Annotated in this window: 11 protein-coding genes; 8 read left to right on the forward strand and 3 right to left on the reverse strand. The window is 48.6% G+C overall.

The features are described 5' to 3' along the window. Positions 1–35 precede the first annotated feature (35 nt). On the reverse strand, positions 36–683 hold the full coding sequence (locus J7439_RS00915; protein ID WP_209199804.1) for a phage tail protein: 648 nt from the start codon (positions 681–683) through the stop codon (positions 36–38). A gap of 512 nt (positions 684–1195) precedes the next feature. Between J7439_RS00915 and J7439_RS00920 the strand changes: the two genes are divergently transcribed. From J7439_RS00920 to J7439_RS00955, 8 genes are all read left to right on the forward strand, one after another. Beyond that, entirely contained in the window at positions 1196–6454 is a 5259-nt protein-coding gene (locus tag J7439_RS00920; protein WP_209199805.1) for a VCBS domain-containing protein, read from the forward strand. Between the two features lie 106 nt (positions 6455–6560). Then, on the forward strand, positions 6561–7988 hold the full coding sequence (locus J7439_RS00925) for a TolC family protein (RefSeq protein WP_209199806.1): 1428 nt from the start codon (positions 6561–6563) through the stop codon (positions 7986–7988). A gap of 2 nt (positions 7989–7990) precedes the next feature. Then, entirely contained in the window at positions 7991–8761 is a 771-nt protein-coding gene (locus tag J7439_RS00930) for an efflux RND transporter periplasmic adaptor subunit (RefSeq protein WP_209199807.1), read from the forward strand. Then, on the forward strand, positions 8709–10139 hold the full coding sequence (locus J7439_RS26840; protein WP_209199808.1) for an efflux RND transporter periplasmic adaptor subunit: 1431 nt from the start codon (positions 8709–8711) through the stop codon (positions 10137–10139). The genes J7439_RS00930 and J7439_RS26840 overlap by 53 nt, the downstream gene beginning before the upstream one ends. Then, positions 10139–12235 carry a site-2 protease family protein gene (locus tag J7439_RS00940; protein ID WP_209199809.1) on the forward strand — a complete coding sequence of 699 codons (2097 nt, stop codon included), beginning with the start codon at positions 10139–10141 and terminating at the stop codon, positions 12233–12235. The genes J7439_RS26840 and J7439_RS00940 overlap by 1 nt, the downstream gene beginning before the upstream one ends. Before the next feature lie 114 nt (positions 12236–12349). Continuing rightward, entirely contained in the window at positions 12350–14185 is a 1836-nt protein-coding gene (locus J7439_RS00945; RefSeq protein ID WP_209199810.1) for an FAD-binding oxidoreductase, read from the forward strand. 31 nt (positions 14186–14216) lie between these two features. After that, positions 14217–17249, forward strand: coding sequence for a LodA/GoxA family CTQ-dependent oxidase (locus J7439_RS00950; RefSeq protein WP_209199811.1), 3033 nt, complete (start codon positions 14217–14219; stop codon positions 17247–17249). A 9-nt stretch (positions 17250–17258) separates the two neighbouring features. Beyond that, positions 17259–18347, forward strand: coding sequence for an NAD(P)/FAD-dependent oxidoreductase (locus tag J7439_RS00955; protein ID WP_209199812.1), 1089 nt, complete (start codon positions 17259–17261; stop codon positions 18345–18347). Positions 18348–18684: 337 nt separating this feature from the next. Here the strand turns inward: J7439_RS00955 and J7439_RS00960 are convergent, their stop codons facing one another. Next, positions 18685–20103, reverse strand: coding sequence for an ISNCY family transposase (locus J7439_RS00960; protein ID WP_209199813.1), 1419 nt, complete (start codon positions 20101–20103; stop codon positions 18685–18687). Between the two features lie 62 nt (positions 20104–20165). Then, positions 20166–20543: a hypothetical protein gene (locus J7439_RS00965; protein ID WP_209199814.1), complete on the reverse strand. Its 378-nt coding sequence runs from the start codon at positions 20541–20543 to the stop codon at positions 20166–20168. Between the last annotated feature and the right edge of the window lie 136 nt (positions 20544–20679).

Raw genomic sequence — 20679 nt, forward strand, 5'->3', positions numbered from 1 at the left:
AATCTCCGACCATTTTCATTGGAAGATTCTTACGATTAATTTCTGGGAGGGTAAAGGCCGTCAAGACAAATGATATAATGGATGCCTAAGCTGGGCTGCATAATATAAAAAGGCTGATTGCCTCCTGTGTTACCAATGGTGACGGTGCCACCGGTAATGCCGCCACCACCAGTTACCGTTACATCAACTTCTACAGCATCTTGAGCCATCGTTTTGTCGGAAGTGCTGGAAAAGCTGTTTTCAGCCAGTGTCAGCCCATTTTTTGCCGTTGCCCAATAGTTTCCGCTGGCCTTATCGGCATTTCCCTCACCATCATGTGCTTTTACGGTTGCAGTTGCAGTTGCAGATATTGGTTGTCCTGAACCACCGCCTGTGGGGTAAAATTGCGCATCATGTGAGTGATTTGGAATCTGAGTAGTGTTCAATAGGACGCGTTCGCTTCCTACCAGCTGGCCTGAGAGAGAAGGCGAAAGTCCCGGCCCGTGACCTGCTCCACGAGCGACTCTTCCCCTCAGGTCAGGTAGACCAAAATTGGTTCGTCCATCCCCGCCGAATTGGGTTCCCAGTAATGAAAAAAGCGCTGAGTTCTGACTGATGGCCAGCAGTTGACCCTCACAAAATGCCCAGTCTCTGGGGCTAAAAATTCCGCCAAAAGAGATAATGCCGCCTGTGTAAAAATCCATTTATGCGTTCCGCTGTTTGCTGGTTTTAGTAACTATTCTATTGGAACTGCTGTTTCTTTAAGCCCGCGTGACCTTATACACGAAGCAAGCCGGTTTACTGGGCTTGATTATTCTTTCCTGTATGTGGGGTGAGGGCTATAGCACCATAACAGACTGCTCAGTAGCCACAATTATCTTGCTGAATGCGTTGAGTAAAAACAAGCGGTTTTGTTGTTCAAAAAATAAGTCAGAGAAACCGTCGAAAGGGTAAACGTTTATGGCCGTGTTTGTGACAAGCCCTTGAGGCACTAGTCCTTGTTTTAAGATTGCTCTGGCCGATACACAAAAAATCTTTTATTCTTTTCAAAAATTATCAGTTGGACATAAGCATGGATGGCTCAATGATTCGACCCCTCAGGTTGCTTTGGAAACAGTGTGTACATAAAACAAAAAGTGCTGTTGTCCAGCCTTCTCAACCTTCTGGTCTTCCCGGTTTTGCACTTGAGCCTCGTATTATGCTGGATGCTGCTTTAGTGAATACTGGGGTTGAAGCGCTGAATGAATCAGACGCCGTAATGTTGGAACAGCATCAGGCTCCGGGTCAGGAGGATATCGCTTCAGAAGGCAGTGCGGGACTGTCCGCCGCACTGGAGTTCAGGGCGACCAGTCACGAGGTGGTACTGATTGATCCTTCCATTCCCGATTATGAAACCCTGCTGATGGGCATCCCGGAAAATGCTCAGGTCCATATTCTCTCTTCCTCTGCGACATTGAAAGAGATCGCTGACGTTCTGGCGGGATATCAGGAACTGGATGCGGTTCATCTTTTTTCTCATGGCAGTGTTGGCTCACTGTCGCTAAGTGGCGAGGTGGTTAATACCAACGGGTTGACACTGCAGCAGGAGACGCTGGCCATCATTGGAGAATCACTCAGTGATGACGGCGATATCCTTCTTTATGGTTGTAATGTGGCGAAGGATGCGGAAGGTCAGGCCTTTATCGATCAATTTGCAGAACTGACCGGGGCGGATGTGGCGGCTTCCGATGACTTTACCGGGGCTGCAAAGCTTCGAGGTGATTGGGAGTTAGAAGTTTCAGTTGGATCTGTGACCGCGGATGTAGCTATTAGTCAGCCCACACTGGATAGCTATAACTCCATTCTGAACACTATAGATAATTCGGGTAAGTTATCGCAGTCTAGTCTTGGCATTGATATTGGTCAGGTTTTTACCGCCACAGAAACAGGGATCATTGAGCAGATTCATGTTGCTTCAAACACCGCTACTACAATTACTCTGTATATTTATGATGGAAATGGTGTTGATATCGGAAATCACGTCCATTCACAGTCGGTAACTATTAGTGATTCCATAACAGCTGTAGACGATTACACCTTTGAAACTATAGATATCATCGACACGGTCAACATCACCGCCGAAAACGAATACACTTTTTATTTTACTGGAGCTGAGGTTGATCTGGGTTATATAACTAATGACAATGCTGTTGGGGGGGGGATTGTTGATGGCTCCCCATACCCCACTATTGATCTCGCATTTAAGGTGGTTCAGGGCGCTGGTGTGACCAATGACCCTCCATTATTAACCGGACTTCCAACCGATATCTCTGCCACAGAAGATACCGAAACTCACCTGGATTTATCCGCCGCCAGTTTTTCTGACCTCGAAGGCGATAATCTCACCGTTACCCTGACAGTAAATGCCGGTACATTCACTGCTCCTGTCAGTAGTGGAGGGGTAACAGCCACTCTGGCCAGCAATACGCAGATCACCCTTGCGGGCAGTGCAGCCGCTATCAACACCTATCTGGATACTGCCAGCAATATTAAATACACCGGTGCGGAAAACGCCAATGGTGACGATGCTGCTATCCTCACGGTGTCTGCTACGGATGGTAGTGATTCCATGACCCCGCAGACAGTCAATATCGATATCGCTGCGGTCAACGATGACCCAGCAGCTTCCCTGCCAGCCAGCGTAACCGTCACCGAAGATACCGAAAATAATCTGGATTTATCTTCCGCCAGCTTTTCTGATGTGGATGGCGATAACATCACAGTCACTCTGACAGTGAGCGCAGGCACATTCAGTGCGCCCGCCGATGGTGCAGGGATAGGTTCTGGTGTCACAGAATCTCTGGTCAATAACACAACAGTAACCCTGCAGGGCAGTGCTACTGATATCAACACCTATTTGAATGCAGCGACCAACATCAAGTACACAGGTGCCCAGAACGTCAATGGTAATAACGCAGCAACCATTACTATAACCGCCAATGATGGCGCTGGCTCAGGGGATGTGAATCTGGGCACAATCAACATGAATATCACGGGGGTTAACGACGATCCCACAGCCACTCTGCCAGCCAGTGTGACCGTCACTGAAGATACCGAGGGTAATCTGGATTTATCTTCTGCCAGCTTTTCTGATGTGGATGGCGATAACATCACCGTTACTCTGACACTGAGTGCAGGCACATTCAGTGCTCCCGCCGATGGTGCAGGGGTAGGTTCCGGTGTCACAGAATCTCTGGTCAACAGCACTACAATAACCCTGCAGGGCAGTGTTGCGGATATCAATACCTATTTGAATACAGCGAGCAACATCAAATACACAGGTGCCCAGAACGCCAGTGGCAATGGTGCTGCAACCATCACTGTGACTGCTAACGATGGTGCAGGCTCAGGTAATGTGAATCTGGGCACTATCAATATTAATATTACGGCTGTGAATGATAGCCCTGTTGTGAATGCTGACCCGGATAACAGCTCCGGCGGTGCTGCAGGCTATGAAACCACCTTTGCCGCAGGCAGCCCAACCGGTGTGGCGGTGGTGGATACAGATTTCAGCATTACCGATATCGATGATACTGAGATAGCAGGTGCCGTCATCACCTTAACCGGTACGCGGGATGGTGCCAGTGAAAGCCTTACTATTGATGGGACTCCTGCCACGGTGAACGGTATCTCTATTACCTACACCTCGGCGAACGAAATCAACCTGTCCGGATCAACGACAATCGCCCACTATCAGGCACTGATTCAACAGATACGTTACCAGAACAGTGAAAACCCTTTGGATGCCACGCCGGGAGCCAGAACAATCAGTATCCAGGTTGATGATGGTGGTTCAGCTAACAACCAGTCCAACACCGTCAATACTACTGTTTCTGTGGTGGCAGCACCTGTTGTTAATACCGGGCCTGGAGTGACGTTTACCGAAAATAATACCAATACTCCGGTGTCGGTGGTTGCCGCTACCGCCAGTATTTTTGATGCCGACAGCACACATTTAAATGAGATGGTGATTGATCTCACCAATGCTAAAACAAGCGACAGTATTACATTAAATGGTCGTGACAATGCTGATGTTGTTAATGGTATTACCATCACTTACGACAATGCAGCCAGGATCACCCTTTCTGGTAATGCGACTACGGCGGAGTATCTGGCATTGCTGAAAGAGTTACAGTTCGTCAACACCAGCGATAACCCCGATACCTCAGACCGGACCATTTCTATTGCAACCACCGATACGGACAGTTACACCGGAACAGCCACTACAACCGTGTCGGTGGTGGCTTCGGATGATCCATCGGTTATATCCGGTGATAAAACCGGTAGTGTAGATGAAGGAAATGTGGGTGATAGTGCCGTTACGGCCAGTGGCTCACTCACCATCACGGATGTTGATACAGGGGACAGCCCATGGATTGCGGATCAGGGGGCAACCAACGGCGATAATGGGTATGGGATTTTTGCTCTCTCAAGTGGAACCTGGACCTATACCCTGAATCAATCCACCGTTCAGTCTCTGAATGTCGGGGATTCGGTGACGGACACCATTACCTATATTGCCTCTGATGCCAATGAGGTTGTGATCACCGTGACCATCAATGGTACCAATGATGCCGCAGAGCTGAGCAGTGCCGATGTATCCCTTACCGAAACCAATGCACCGTTGAGTACCAGCGGCACGTTGACCAACAGTGATATAGACGATGCAAACACCTTTGTAGCTCAAAGTAATGTTCCGGGTGCTAACGGTACTTTCAGTATTGATACCAATGGCAACTGGACTTACGTAGCCAGCAGTGCTTTTGATCAACTGAATACCGGCGATAATGTCAGTGACACGTTTACGGTAACTGCAACAGATGGCACCCAGACCAGCGTTAAAGTCACCATCAGTGGCAGTAACGATGCGGCCGTTCTCAGCAGTGCCGATGTATCCCTGACCGAAACCAATGCGCCTTTAACGACCAGCGGTACGCTGACCAACAGCGATGTCGACAGTGCCAACACCTTCCTGTCACAGAATAATGTATCGGGTACTAACGGCACGTTCAGCATTGATGCCAATGGTAACTGGAATTATGTGGCCAACAGTGCATTCGATTCACTCAATACGGGAGACAGTGTCAGTGACACCTTTACGGTCACATCCATTGATGGCACTCAGACCAGTGTCAAAGTCACGATCAATGGCAGTAATGATGCTGCTGTTTTGAGCAGCGCCGATGTATCGCTGACCGAAACCAATGCACTGTTGAGTACCAGCGGCACGTTAACCAACAGTGATGTGGATAATACCAACACCTTCCAGCCCCAGAACAGTCTGGCAGGGTCTTATGGTGCTTTCACTATCGATGCCAATGGCAACTGGAATTATATAGCCAGCAGTGCACTGGATAACCTGGATGCCGGTGACATTGTCAGTGATACCTTTACGGTGACGGCCAGCGATGGCTCCCTGACACAGGTTAAAGTCACCATTAATGGCAGTAATGATGTGGCCGTGGTCAGTGGTGCGGTATCGGGCAGTGTTACTGAAGGTAATGAAGGTGACAGTCCGGCTACGGCTACTGGTTCTCTGATCATCACTGATGCGGACGATGATGATTATCCCGGCTTTGCTGACCAGGGAATAACCGGTGGTGATAATGGCTATGGATCTTTCGAACTCAATGATGGTACCTGGACTTACACGCTCAATCAGGCAGCTGTGTCAAACCTGGATGAGGGCGACACGCTTACGGATACCATTACTTATACTGCTACCGATGGAACAACCCAGCTGGTAACTGTGACCATCCTTGGTAAAGACGAGTCGATAGTGGTCAGCCCGGTGGACGATAATGTGCCAGACAGTGGCGAAATGGTTTATGAAACCTCATCGGAGCCCGGTATTCCGGACCCTTTAACAACACCTGATGGGGCAGCGCTGCTTGGTCTCGGAGATGGCTTAACGGTGGAAACACCTACCAGTGATGTGGCACCCGGCGCTGGCAGCCCGACTGAGGCTTTGGCAGGGGATAATGGTCTGGTGACGTCTGCTCAGACACAAGCTTCTGCTTTTGCGGTACAGGGACTGTTCAACCAGCAAAATCTCATTGATGCCCGCTACGGTTCCGATTTAATCACAGACAGTTCAGGTCAGGTCAGTGTTGAGGCTTCTTTGCCTTCATTAATGCAGGTGCCTGATGTCGCCTTTGAATTTGAGGCTGAGTTGGGTGAAGAGGCTGAATTTAATAACGAGTCAGGCCAACAGGAAGAGAGTGACCCACAACAATTGCCGTTAGAGGGAGAAGGGCTCAATGAAGAGCCTCCGGAAGGTGAAGAACTGTCATTATCGACTCACGATTACCCTGTGCAGGTTTTTTCAACGCAGCTGGCATTGGCCGTTGATGGGTTGCAAATGGACATGCAGAAGCTGGATGAAGCCTTGATGCACGTTGTCCGGGCAGAAGACTCTGAAACAGAACATTCATAAAAAATCTAACAATAAATGGCTGTTTAGCATTCAAGGAGAGAATAGCGTGAACCCCCCCTTTCACTTTTGGCTGGTATTGTCTGCATTTGCCTTATCTGCATGTTCAGTGAAGCCTGTTGTTATTTCAGAACAGGAGCACAAAGAGCGGGTATCAGCGGATGGTCAGCAGCTCTATCAGGATCAGGAACCCATCACTTCCTCTGTCAGTCTGCATGAGGCCATGGCGCGGGCCATTCGCTATAACCTTGACCACCGACTGAAAATCATGGAAGAGGCTCTGGCCAGTGATATGCTGGATGTTTCACGTCTGGATATGCTGCCTTCGCTGGTAGCGAATGCCGGTTATAGAGGGCGCAATAATGATTCCGGCTCCAACTCCCGCTCTCTGATTACGGGCAATGAGAGCCTTGAAGTTTCCACATCACAGGAACGTGAGCGTATGGTTGCTGACCTGGGATTATCCTGGAATATTCTGGATTTCGGTGTTTCCTATTATCGTGCGAAACAACAGGCTGACCGCCTGATGATTGTTGCCGAGCGTCGTCGTAAAGTAATTCAGAATATTATTGGAGAGGTTCGAGACAGCTACTGGCGTGCCTGGGCTGCACAAAATGTGTTGGATGATATCGCGCCGTTGATGGACCGAATTCAAAAGGCCCTGCTGTCGTCTCAGCAGGTGGAAAAGCGTGGCCTGAAAACACCACTGGAAAGCTTGCAGTATCAGCAGCGTCTGTTGAGTAGCATGCGCCAGTTGAATGAAGTGCGCAGAAACCTGGTGACGGCAAAGACAGAGCTTGCGACATTGATGAGCCTGCCGCTAAGTACGGATTTCACACTTCAACAGCCTGAAGTAACGATGCCTGATATTCCCCTTTCTATTGAACAGCTTGAAGAGCTGGCGCTGCTACAACGGCCTGAGTTGCGGGAGGAGGGGTATCACGATCGAATCTCTGCGGCAGAAATCAAGCGTACGATGGTTAGCCTGATGCCGTCCCTGACCTTGAGCACCACCTACAATTACGACAGTAATGATTATAATAGGCATGCCAGCTGGCTGGATTTCAGTGCCATGATTTCGGGGGACCTGCTGGATATCGCTACCTTTAATCAGCGTTTAGATATTGCGAAGTCGCAGGCTGAGGTGGTAGACACACGTCGGCTTGCATTAAATATGGCGGTTCTCAGTCAGGTCCATATTGCCGTTCAGGACTTCTCTGAAACGGTGGCCATGTATCAGACCGACAAGGCAATTTTTGATGTTGAAAACCGCATTCTCAATTATGTCAGTGCTACTGCTGACAGTCAGTCCGGTCATGAGCTGGATGTGATTGAGCGGGAGTTGAATGCGGTATTTGCTGAACTGCAAATGGGTGAAAGCTATGCCTTGCTTCAGTCAGCATATGGGCGTGTGTACCTGACAATTGGAGCAGATCCGTTAACGGAGAGTGTGGCAGACTATTCCATTGACACCCTGGCCAGTGCATTGGCCAGTGGCGAGAAAGCATGGAGTGAGATCGGGAAGCAGGCTCAGTAAACATGTCAAACGTTGTTTTGTTGTTACGCAGTGGGCTCCTGCTGATAATCGTCTTTGTCATTCCATTGAGCTTTGCTGATACTCGTTCTGACCTTGCTGTCAGGGCCATGCTTGAACCGGTTCAGGAGGCGGTTGTTTCCAGTGAACTGGCTGCACGAATCAATGCCATTACTGTTCGCAATGGAGAAGCTTTTAATAAGGGGGATCCCCTGATGCTGTTTGATTGCTCTCTCCTGCAGGCTAACCTCGATGAGGCTCAGGCTGATCATGGGGGGGCTTTGCTTCAACTGGAAAACAAGCGTGATTTATTCCGGCTGAATTCCGCGGGTCAGATGGAGGTTCGCCTGGCCGAGCTGGATGTTGATCGTATGAAAGCAAGACTTGATTCTGCAAAGACCATGAAAGAGCGATGCACATTGAAAGCACCCTTCAGCGGGCGTGTTGTCGATGTTATGGTCAATCCCTTTGAAAGTGTGGCGGTGAGTGATGAGCTTATTTCCCTGCTGGATGACAGTCAGCTTGAAGTCAGTCTGGTGCTGCCATCAAGCTGGTTGAGCTGGCTGGAAACGGGTGTTCCATTTTCCTTGATGGTTGACGAAACTGGAAAGGAGTATGCAGGATATATTACTCGCCTGGGAGCACGAGTGGATGCTGTCAGTCAGTCTGTCCGGGTTACCGGGCAGTTAAACAAGGCGCACAGCGATCTGATGGCAGGAATGAGTGGAACGGTCTGGTTTGATAACAACACCGATAAGAACAAAAAATCCAGATAATTCAGACACTGCTGACAAAAAACAATCCAGGGAAGTTAATGCTTATTTGCGTTTGCTGAGTCTGGAAAAAGAGATCCGCAGTGCAACGGATGAGTCATCTCTTCATTCAATCATGCTGAACCGGCTGAAATCCCTGATTCATGCGGATCATCTGGTTTTATTCAAGCAGCACAGTGATCATCGGTTGACTGCCGTTGCCTCCAGTGATGTATCTGGCATGGATCATAACGCGCCTTTCGTGAAACCACTGGAAGCGTTGATCAGTCACAGGTTACTTGAGGAATCTCCTGAGCGGAGTAAGCCTGTAGACCTGTCTCAACCGGTGAGCAATTCTTTGGGAAACAAGACCGGAGAGGTTCCTGGCTGGTTCAAACCTGCAACGCTCCTGATCCCTTTGATACATCCTGATGGGCGCAGGGTTGGTCTGATGTTGGTCAATCGTCAACTTCCTTTTTCACCACATGAACAGACGCTGGCCGATCATATTGCACAGACAATGGCCCATGCCTGGCAGGCTCTCATACCCGTTCGCAGGCAGTGGTTGAACACGTTCAGGCAGTATAACCTGCGTTGGTGGTTTCTGGGTATTCTGACGATCAGTATGTTTATTCCCGTCAGGCTTTCGGTTCTGGCACCTGCCGAAGTGGTTGCTGATCAGCCCGAGTTAGTGGTGGCTCCCTTGACTGGTGTTATCAAGGAGGTGCTGGTTACGCCCCATGAACAGGTTACACCCGGTCAGCCACTGATTCGGTTTGAGGATACCGATCTTCGTAACCGACTATTGCTGGTGGAGGAGGAGTTGCTGGTTTCAGACGCTCAGCTATTGAAAGTCAGGCAGCAGTCATTTCTGGATGGGCGCTCTGCCGAACAGATTGCGGAGTTACAGGCCAGGGTGAACTTGAAGAAGGCGGAACTCAGTTACTCAAGAGAATTACTTGAACGGTCAACGGTGAGTGCCCGACAGCCAGGAATAGCGGTATTTCGTGATAAAAGTGACTGGACAGGTAAGCCCGTTCAGCAGGGAGAACGCATTTTCTATATTGCCGACCCCGGTTTGGTAGAGCTGCAGATTTTTCTTCCGGTTCGTGATGCGATTGCTTTAACACCCGGCACCGACGTAAAACTATTTCTGGATACCCTGCCGTTGGAGCCGTTGGTGGCAACGCTCACTTATGCTTCATACGATGCTGAAGTGACTCCAGAAGGTATCCTTGCCTATCGGCTGAAAGCTTCATTGCATACCAATGAGAGTGGATCGGAAGAACTCCCAAGGATTGGGTTACAGGGTACAGCAAAACTTTATGGAGAATATGCCCCATTGGCTATGTACCTGCTCAGACGACCCCTGGCTTATTTACGACAGTGGATTGGTTTTTAATGGGTGATTTTCCTGCTTTACGAGAAGAGCTTCAGCTATTGCCCGGTGAGCAGGATGCAAGAGGGGCTCCAGGGTGGTTTATTTTCGACCCGATCCGAAATCAGTACTTCCGTATAGAGCAGGAGGCGTTGTTAATTCTGCATTATTGGCGGGAAGGCAGCCTGTCTGAACGGATGGATAAAGAAAAAGGGGCGGTTGATCAGAATGCCGTGGAAAATGTAAAGACCTTTCTACTGGAGAACCAGTTATTAAAAGTGACAACCGCTGATGATCTGTCCCGGCTTATTTGCAGGCAGAAAAAAGAACAGGAGGGCCGGAAGTTCCAGCTGATTTTCAGTTATCTTTTTTACCGTATTCCTCTTATTAATCCAGATGCTTTTCTTGAACAGTTGATGCCGTTATTCAAGAAAGCCATTCATGTTCGCTGGGGCTACCTTATTGGGTTGTTGGGCGTTGTTGGATTTTATCTGAGCTTCAGACAGTGGGATGCCTTTGTTAACTCGACGACATCATTGATGTCACCCGGTGGAGTCATTTATTTTTTGATTGCCTTGGTGCTAACCAAGGTGGTTCATGAGTTTGGGCATGGCCTCGTGGCAAAATACTATGGTTGCCGGATTCCCACCATGGGCATTGCGCTCATTGTGTTTTTCCCCATTCTGTATACCGACACAACCGATAGCTGGCGACTGGGTTCTTATCGTAAACGAATGATGATTGGCGTTGCAGGTATTGTTGCAGAGATGATTATTGCCTGTCTGGCGGTTTTTATCTGGCCCTTTCTTCCTGATGGTAATGTAAAAAATGCCGTATTCATGTTGGCGGCAGTGACCTGGATCAGCAGTCTGCTGATTAACCTGAACCCATTGATGCGCTTCGATGGCTATTACCTTTTATCCGATGGGTGGCGGATTGAGAATCTACAGAGCAGGGCATTCGCTTTGGCACGGTGGCAACTCCGTGAGTGGATATTTAAGCTTTCGCATCCGATGCCTGAGCTGTGGAATAGAAAACAGAAAAGAAAACTGTTGGTCTATGCCTATGGGACATGGATCTATCGTTTGCTGCTGCTAACGGGTATTGCACTTCTGGTTTATCAATTGTTTTTCAAACTGGCGGGTATGATATTACTGGTTGCAACCATTGGCTGGTTTATCGTTCGCCCTGTTGCCAGTGAAGCCAGCTATTTATGGTCTATCAGGCAATCTATTCAATGGGGGCGAAACCTGATGATGAAAACGGCCGTATTGTCTCTGTTGTGTCTGATGCTATTTCTACCCATTAATACAACCTTGCGCCTTCCGGCTGTTCTGGTGGCCACTGATGCCGTTGAGGTTTTTCCTCCCCAGGCAGGTGGTGTGATAGAGAACGTTTTTGTAAAAGAAGGAGAGCCTGTCAAACAAGGACAGCTGCTCTTTCGGCTGAAAAACAGTGACTTACTTTATCAGTTGCAGCAACTTGACATCCAGTTGGACCTTTTGGATACGTTATTGAACCGGATGGCTTCGACGGTTGAATATACCCAGTCTTATCCGGTGTTTTTACAGCGCAGGCGCGCACTGATAAAAGCGCAGTCCGGCCTGAAAAAACAACAGGCGTTACTGGATATTAAAGCACCAGTGGATGGTATCGTTGTGTATCTGGACAACCTCCTTACCCATGGGCAATGGGTGAATCCAGAAAGTAAGCTGTTGCAATTACGAAGCGAGTCAGGATTTATCATTGATGCCTATATCGCTCCGGGAGATCTTGGGCGCATTGCTAAAGGTGATATGGGGCGTTTTTATCCGGATGATATTACGGCATCTCCGGTGGCAGCATCGGTCATGGATATAAGCCCGGTCGCCAGTCGTGTAATGGAAACAGAATATCTGAGTGCCGACTATGGCGGTGCCATTGAGGTTATCCGTGATGAGCAGGGGCGGGCAATGCCGCGTGAGGGCGTTTACCGGGTAAGGTTTAACGCTCAGCAATCGGGCCTGGCTGTCGAGCAGGTAAGCGTGGGCACTGTCAGAGTGGATGTCGATGGACGAAGTTTGTCAGGCTATCTATGGGATCAATTATGGGGAGTTGTTGTACGGGAGAGTGGGTTCTAATGCTCAGGGTTATTCAGCTGAGTGCCAACCCGTTGAATAAAACCAACTAAAGAATTCTGGGTAGTAGCTGAAAACAATATTTCCTCTTAAAAATAATGACAGGAATGTTAAAGCGTGACAGTGACAGAACAAAAAATAGATCAGCTTATTGCCCAATTCGAAGAAGAAGAGTGTAGTCCGGATTTTATACGCCCAAATTGTGATCAGGATGCAGAACAATATAACAAACTGCGCAAAGTGTTTAATCGAAAATTTGATTTTATGCCGGCACTGATTGTTCGTGTGAAGTCAACGGTTCAAGTGTCTATTGTCGTTAGATACTGCTCGGAAAATGATCTGCCATTTACGGTGAGATCAGGAGGGCATGATCATGAAGGTGAATCAGTAGCGACAGGAAAAGTTCTGATTGATTTTGGTTTGATGAATGATGTGTCTACCGTCTATGTAAACGACAGTAATTCTGTAAAAAAGAAAACATACTTGAGAGTTCAGCCTGGGGCAAGGTTTGAGTGTATCAAGCCTGTGCTTGATAAAGCAGGGCTTGGTATCGCCCACGGTACCTGCCAGACTGTGGCAATTGCCGGCTATACCCTTGGTGGTGGCTGGGGGCCTTGGACTCGCAAGTATGGTATGGGGTGTGAGCGTCTGACTGGAGCCACCATTGTTCTGGGTGATGGCTCCATTCGCCAGTTGGGTAATAGTCAACGGCTGGATCAGTATCAATCGGGCAGGCCAGCGGTCTCTGGCAATGACATCGATGTTGATGAAGGTGATGACAGCCAACAGGATAGAAGACTGTTATGGGCACTCAAAGGCGGTGGTGGTCTGAGTTATGGCATCGTGACCGAATTGGATTTTGAGCCTTTTTCATTACCCGAGGTAGCCCTCAGCTTTTCCATAAAAAGGGATGATTTGCCCGAATTCAGAAACCTCAAAGCTGTGCACGTGATTAAAGCCTGGGAAGAGCTGATTGCAGCGGGTAAACATCCCAAGCTTATTGGAACCAATCTTAAAGTTGTTGCCAAAGGGGTAGAGTCTGAAGAGGACATCAGCGAGGATGCTGTACTGGACTGGCAATTTAATGGTCATTTCGGGGGGAGCTGTGAGGATCTTCGAATCATGCTCGAAGAGTTTGCGATGGTGGTTGCCTGCTTTATTGTTTACGGTGACAGCCATGACTGCAATCTGAAAAAGCTCCGCCGGATGAAGAGGATAGAAAATGAGCTTATTCACTATTTTGACACTATATGTGAACGGTCCATCCATCATAAATCCATCGCGAAAGGCAGTGAAAAACTGCCATATGCGCTGAGCTTTGAGCATTGGGACAAACACTCAAAAGCTTTTCTCTCTCTGGAACATGACGGGCCCGCCCCGCACAAAATTACATCGAAAATGCCAACACCACAATGGCTTGAGGAAAGCTGTGGAAATGAAGGCCGTAAAGCACTGGTTAAATCATTGCAATCGCCTTTGCTGAAAGGGGATGAGCAGACCAGTATATCAGCCTATATTACACTGGGTGCCATCAGTGGTGAGTTCTACCGTCAGGATAATCCACATCAGGATATAGCCTTTCCTTATGCTGATCGCCCTTTCACTATTCAATATCAGGCGTGGTGGAACACCACTCATTATGCCAGTGTGAGCCCGGCTGAGCAGCAGCAGATTTGTCAATCAGGTAACATGGATCGGGAGGTTATTGTCGATGATCATGTCCTTCAGCGTATGGCTGCTACACGGGCCCATGAGAACAGGGCGCAGGACTGGATAGAAAGTTGTCGTAATTACAACATTCCCTATACCAGTGGTTCATTTATCAGTTTCAAAGACAGTTCCGTCCCTACACCCGATTACTTTGGGGAGCACTATCAGGAGCTGGTCGATATCAAAACCAAGTACAGCCAGGATAAGAAATGTTATCTCCGTAGCAGGAAAACCATTATTTAGACACTGACGTTTTTATTAAAAAGGATTTGTGATGGCTAAGAACCATAATAAAGATAATATCAATTGTGACAATCCTACAGCGTCACTGGTAGAGATGTTTGTTAATCAGATCCAGCAGGGGCGGATTGATCAGGGGCAGTGCCCGGCTAGAAGGCCTGTTTTTTTAAAGCCTCATGGTGTTGTGAAGGGCGTATTCAAGGTCAGGCCAGACCTGCCGGAACATCTGCGCATTGGTTTGTTTGCGGGTGACGAATATGCTCTGTGGGCACGTTTTTCTTCAGATACTCTGCCTGGCTATTCAGACTTTAAAACCACCTGTGGTGTTGGCTTAAAGCTGTTTGATACACCAACTCCCAAAATCTTTGGTCTCCCTGAGGAAAAAACCTTTGATTTTATTATGCAGAACTTCCCTGTATTTTTTGTCGACACGGCAAAGGATATGTGTGAATTCACCCGGGCGGGTGTTGTAAACAGGAACTATCAGCCTTACCTTGACAGCCACCCCGACACTGCCAGAATCCTGGATGAGATGGCCAGACCGGTAGGGTCGGCACTGGCCATTGCCTATTGGGGGATATTGCCTTTTTCTCTGGGTGATAATCAGTATGTGAAATACATGCTGAAGCCACGCCTTAACGATGCTCCTCCTAGTCAGCAGCCTGCCAATCCGACGTATCTTGCTCAGGAAATGTCTGCCAGACTGGCAACAGAGGACGTGTACTTTGACTTCTGTGTGCAGCTGAGAACCGATCCTGATGCCATGCCGCTGGATCAGGCGATGGTCGAGTGGCCCGAAAGTGAAAGTCCCTTTATCCCGATTGCAGAAGTGCGTTTTCCAAAACAGGACATCAATGCAAGAGGTCAGGCGGAATACGGGGAAAATCTCAGTTTCAATATTTGGCGGGTTACTGAAGAGCACCGGCCTCAGGGCTCAATTGCCGAGGCTCGCCGGGATGTGTACGCTGCGTCTGCGCAGCAGCGCAGAAATGCCAATGGCGTGCCAGATGGTGAACCGGTCAGCTCCAGGCCAGATCAGGTCATTCCTCCCTGTAAAGATGATGTGATTGTCCGTGCGGCGATACATCCCGGTATTGGTGTCGCCAGAGTGGGTAATGCCGAAACCGCCTATTTTATTGGGCCAGAAGTTACCGAGCCTGCACCGGAAGCAAATGGTTTCTACCGAACGCCTGAGAATTCGCTGAAGCGTCAGGCCGCACGGTTTCGAATATACGGTTACAACGCTGCGGGTGAAGTGGTCAGCGAGCTGACCAGTGAAAATGCAAATATTACGTGGCAGGTACACGTCGCCAACGATAAGGCAGACTGGTTTCATTTTATTCAGGCAATGGATATACCGGAATCGAGAGACCTGGTGGTCGAGCGACGAAATGAAGAGATAAAAGGCGAGGCCAGGAAAGAACTGGTCATTGATCCGGGAGTGAGGGAGATCTCGGGCATTAGCAGCCATGGTCCTGAATATCGTTTTGATTCCGGTACGTTTAAAGGCCAGAAGGTCTATCTGGGTGAACTGCAAACCGATGAAAGTGGACGTCTTATCTTTCTTGGGGGGCATGGCAAGTCAGCATCACCCTCACATCAACCGCCGTTTCTGGAAGATGACCCGGATTCCTTTAATAATGCCCCCGACTGGTATGATGATATGTCGGATGGGCCGGTCAATGCGACGGTGGCCATTAATGGCAGGAATATTCCGGTTGAAGGTGCCTGGGTGATTACAGCTCCGCCTAACTATGCGCCGGAGCTGACCAGCTGGCGTACGATGTATGATCTGATGGTGGATGTTTATACACAAAACGGGTGGTTTGCGGTGCCGGATACCACCCTTTTCACCAGAGATGTACTGCCATTTTTGAAGCGATTTTCCAACCTGCAATGGGTTAACCAGGGGTTTGCTGCCATGTTTGGTAAAGGGCGGCCAATGGATTTCAGTAACCCGGAGTTCATTGCCAGGCTGGCACAAACGCCAAAGCGGGTTGTCTCACCGTTATCTGGAGAGCCAGCAGTCATTGACCCCTACGGTGAGTTAAGACGACAGATACTGAATACCTTCCGGCCATTTCAGCCTGGGTTTAATGATCCCCGTCTCTGGCCCTGGCTCTATGGGGATGATTTTAATGGGGACCTTCAAGGGGGCTCCCCCAATACGATGCTGGCACTGCCTTCTTTACAGCAAATGCATCTACAGCGATGGGCCGATGGCCATTTTGACAATGACTGGAAGCCCGGTTTTGAGCCTGCCAGAACGTTGAGCGAGGTGCCTCTTGAAGAACAACCTGAGATGCTGGACAGAGCGGCAATGACGTTTTGTCTGGCCGATGCTTTTCATCCTGGCTGTGAGCTGACCTGGCCCATGCGTCACGCCAGCTTATACCGGAAACCGTTCAGAATCCGGCAGAGCACAGTGCCAGAACTGCCTGATCAGTGGGGGGCAACGTTAAACCAGGAACAGGTGCTGGCACCGGATGGCCCACTCTATGCACAGGTAGCCGGTGGACTTACCCGGTGGATGGGACTTCCCTGGCAAGGCGATACGGCATTTTGCCGCTCCGGCTATGACCCTGACTATGATCTTTATCTGCCCAGCTTCTGGCCTGCCAGAGTACCAAATACGGTATTAACAGAGGCGGCTTACATGCTGGTAATGGACACGTCCCAGCCCAGGGACATTCGTTTAGCGGCTTATAATCAGCGTGCCAGCTGGAATCGGTTCGTCGATCAAAAGCTTGAAAACGGGAAGGATCCGGACACTGCAGAAGTTATGGAGCGCATGGTCGCTGAGTTCAGTGCCCAGGGGATCGTTGAAGCGCGGCCAGGTATCAAAGATGACCCGGATTTTCCAGAGGTTATATATGTGGAAAATAGCGCCTACAAAGAAGACCTTAACCAGCTTAAACAGACCCTGCAGCTACAGGCAGGCGCACCAGCCACTGGCAGGGCACTGTCACGGGAAGATAAACTCCGTCAGGCGGGGTGGGCAAGCGAGCAGCAGTGGCGAAATGCAGTCCGACTGCGTCAGCGTAAACGTAAACGCAGGAAGGACTGATAAACGACTATGTATGATTTTGCCGTTATTGGTGCAGGGCCAGCTGGAACGGTTTCCGCCGCCCTGCTGGCTCGAGAGGGTTTTAAGGTTTTGCTGGTGGATCGACCTGACTTTTCCGGTGATAAGGTCGGTGAATCTCTGCCATCCGCAATGAATCGCTTGCTATGGGCGTTAAAACTTGAGCCGATTGATCCGTCAATCCATTACCCCATATACGGTACTGACTCTTACTGGGCTGGTGATCTTATCCAGCAGGATCATCTTGCTTCCGCAGGAGGGCTGGGCTGGCGAATCAACCGTGTGGTGTTCGAAAAGCAGCTGTTTACTCAGGCCGTTGAATCCGGTGTACAGCATTGTCTGGGACGGTTGAAAGAGGCCAGTTTAAGAAGCCAGACCTGGCGTTTGCAAACAGATGATGGCCAATCGGTGAAAAGCCGGTTTGTCATTGATGCCAGTGGTCGAGGTGCCGTTTTTGCGCGTAAAAGGGGAGTGCCCAGAGTTAAATCACGGCCATTGGTCGCTCTGTGGGCGGTATCTTTTCCTCAGCCAGATACTCAGCCCATGTATGGACAGACTCTGATAGAAAGCCGGGAAAATGGCTGGTGGTATGCCGCCCAGTTACCCGATAGACGCTGGCTGGCAATACTTCACACGAATCCGGAACAGGCCAAGATAATACGCCGTAGACCACTTCTCTGGCACCAGATGTTAGGTGCCACAGAATTAATCAGTCGTCGTGTGCCTCTGCCTGATTTTGTTTCATCCGATCTGCAGGCTCATGATGCCCGTGGTAGTCATCTTGTCCGGCCATATGGTCGTCAGTGGGCTGCCTGTGGTGATTCGGCTCTCAGTTTTGATCCAATATCCTCACAGGGGATATTTAATGCAATGGCCAGTGCTGATATGTTGTTCAGGGCATTAAGCTCAGACGATCAGGATGCAGGCCTGCAGCAATACCATCAGAAGCTGGAAAACATTGCCAATATTTACCATCAGCGCAGGGACTGGTTTTACCAACGGGCTTGTCGGGTTTATCAAACCCCCTTTTGGACGGAACAGTCTCTGATGCCCTGTTTGGAGGCGGCAGCTGAAAGTTAACCAGGCTGATTTCTGTTTCATCAAAAATTAAAATATAAGATTCCAAGTGAAGGTTTAGGGGGGCAAGGTATAAAGTTGCTGATAGTTCCAAACATATAGTTTGGTATATCTGAAAAATATATATATTTAGTGCCTGTCAGAAAACCCTCGTTACCACCAAGATTGAATGGCTGGTAAATCAGTCCATGCTAACCAGAGTCTTCTAATTCAGGTCAAGAATAGCCTTCTCTCTGTTTTTTGCTTAAAAAATGTTCAAATACAACGCTTTTCAGATATGCAAATCCCTTGTGCAGCCACAATTATTCTTCAGGTTTGGTTAATCCTTATTGAGAGGAGTCTATCGATCCCTATCCAGCAGGATTTTCCCCAACCGCTTCAGGTTAGTAGCGAGAACGGCCAGAGAAACATACCGCTTGAACGACTCAATGCCTTTGTCAGGACACTTATCCAGTTCGGTCGACTCAAGTGCGTTTATGTCTGACTCTACTGCAGAATGCTTTCTTCGCGCCTTCTCAAATTCAGGATGGGATTCACGCTTTTTATCATCTGCAGAGAGCTTACCTTTTTTCGGTAAAATCGGTTTATCCAGGAAGCGCTCCAATTTAGCGAGGTTATCCGGGCTCCAGAAACCTTTGTCATAGCTGACCTGGCTCAACATAGGGAATCGCTGCTTTGCGCCTTCAGCTATGGCTACTGTCACTTGATCATCCGACTGCTTTTGCATCACCAGGTGGTGCAGGGTAAAACCGAACTGGTCTTGTAGTACGCATCCCCGTAGACCCAGCTCCACCGGAGTTCCGGCCTTGCCTTTACTGATCCACTCAGTGTGAGGTTCAAAGATTGAGAACACTTTTTCATGATGAGGGATTTGTTGGTGCTCAATCAGCCGCCGATAGATCAGGTCGATCTGGTGACTATGAGCTATATGGTATTTCAGGTTCTCCAGTTTGGGAGCATCGGGGTGGTTTTTCTGCACAAGAGCAAAGGTGTGCTCTGCCTTATTCAGAAGGTTCAGGCTATAGCTAATGTCCTCAAGATGTGCGGTCTCAATATCATGCTGACGAAGTTGCTGGTTAGACTCACACTTTGAGTTTGAATGCTTCAGGTTACGTGCTGTGTGATAGAGCTTTCGATGCTGTTTTTTCAGGAACTCCCGTTGCCGCCATCCAGGAAGCTGATATTGGTCTGCCAGTGCTGATGCAAACTCAATCACCTTTCGACAGGCGTCGCTTAACAAACTGATATCAGTAGGAAAATGAACATCCGTTTTAACTACAAACGAATCGGCACGGCCATGTAGCGGTTCATCTTTTTTTTTAACCAGCTGGTGACCGGCTTCCACCACGATCTGGTTTACCTGATCCAGTATCTCAGGCGTGAACAGGCTGATATTATCCTGAAGTGTCTGGATATGATAAGCGTGTGTACAGTATGGTCCATGGCCGAGCATCTTTCGTAAAGTGCTGTGTTCGTTGGCCAGTTCCTGAAGGCGGTCATAGTCACAATTCGTCACAAGGCGCAGAGAGCCGAAGACCAGGATTTTCCAGAGTTCCATACCGGGGCGACCATTGTTGCGATCAGCAGGAATCATCCCTTCAAGTGCCTGAAATACTCTTGCCCTAAGATCAGGTGTTACCCAGATATGCTGTAGGCTCCGGAGTAGCCGGGGAATGTCATCTCGGGATTTGCAATTGAATGAAAGGGCGGAGATATCAACTTCTCCCAACTGCATTTGTGGGTTGATGGTCTGACGCATAAAAACCGGTAGAGTAGCCTGTTTGGAATAATCTTCGTGCAATATATTTGGCTACAGGGCTTTCATTTCATGGGCTGAAGGGTTTTCTGACAGGCACTAATTAGATCATGATATCGATCTTGACTTAGCTCAACATGCTTAAAAGAATTATTTATTGCATCCAACAGTCTAAACTTGTTGTTTATATGAACACATCCATCGACGTAGTATTCTTTATCAAAATTACATACAAAATCTTTTCTTGTAATCTTTCCCATTTTATTTGCAATGAACACCATATAGTCAATTGCATGTGCAAGAATAGAGTTAAATGAAAAAGCATGATGCAGTTTTACTTTATTGCCATCCAACAACTTAAAAAAATCTTTGGATGCTGGATTTAAAACATCATTAATGTAATTCAGCAGATAGCTTGCATCTTTCTCTGCAGATTTCTGCATATAAATGTCCCCCCTGTGCCAACATAGTTGTCGCCTCTCCTGAATTTAAAAACCTAAACAGGGGGCGGCCAGTGAGTGATCAATGGCCCGCTATTCAGAAGAGTTCAAAGAGTCCATCATTCAGAAAATGATGCCA

Origin of the sequence: Salinisphaera sp. G21_0, assembly GCF_017744115.1 — a bacterium.
Taxonomy (GTDB): domain Bacteria; phylum Pseudomonadota; class Gammaproteobacteria; order Pseudomonadales; family Endozoicomonadaceae; genus Endozoicomonas.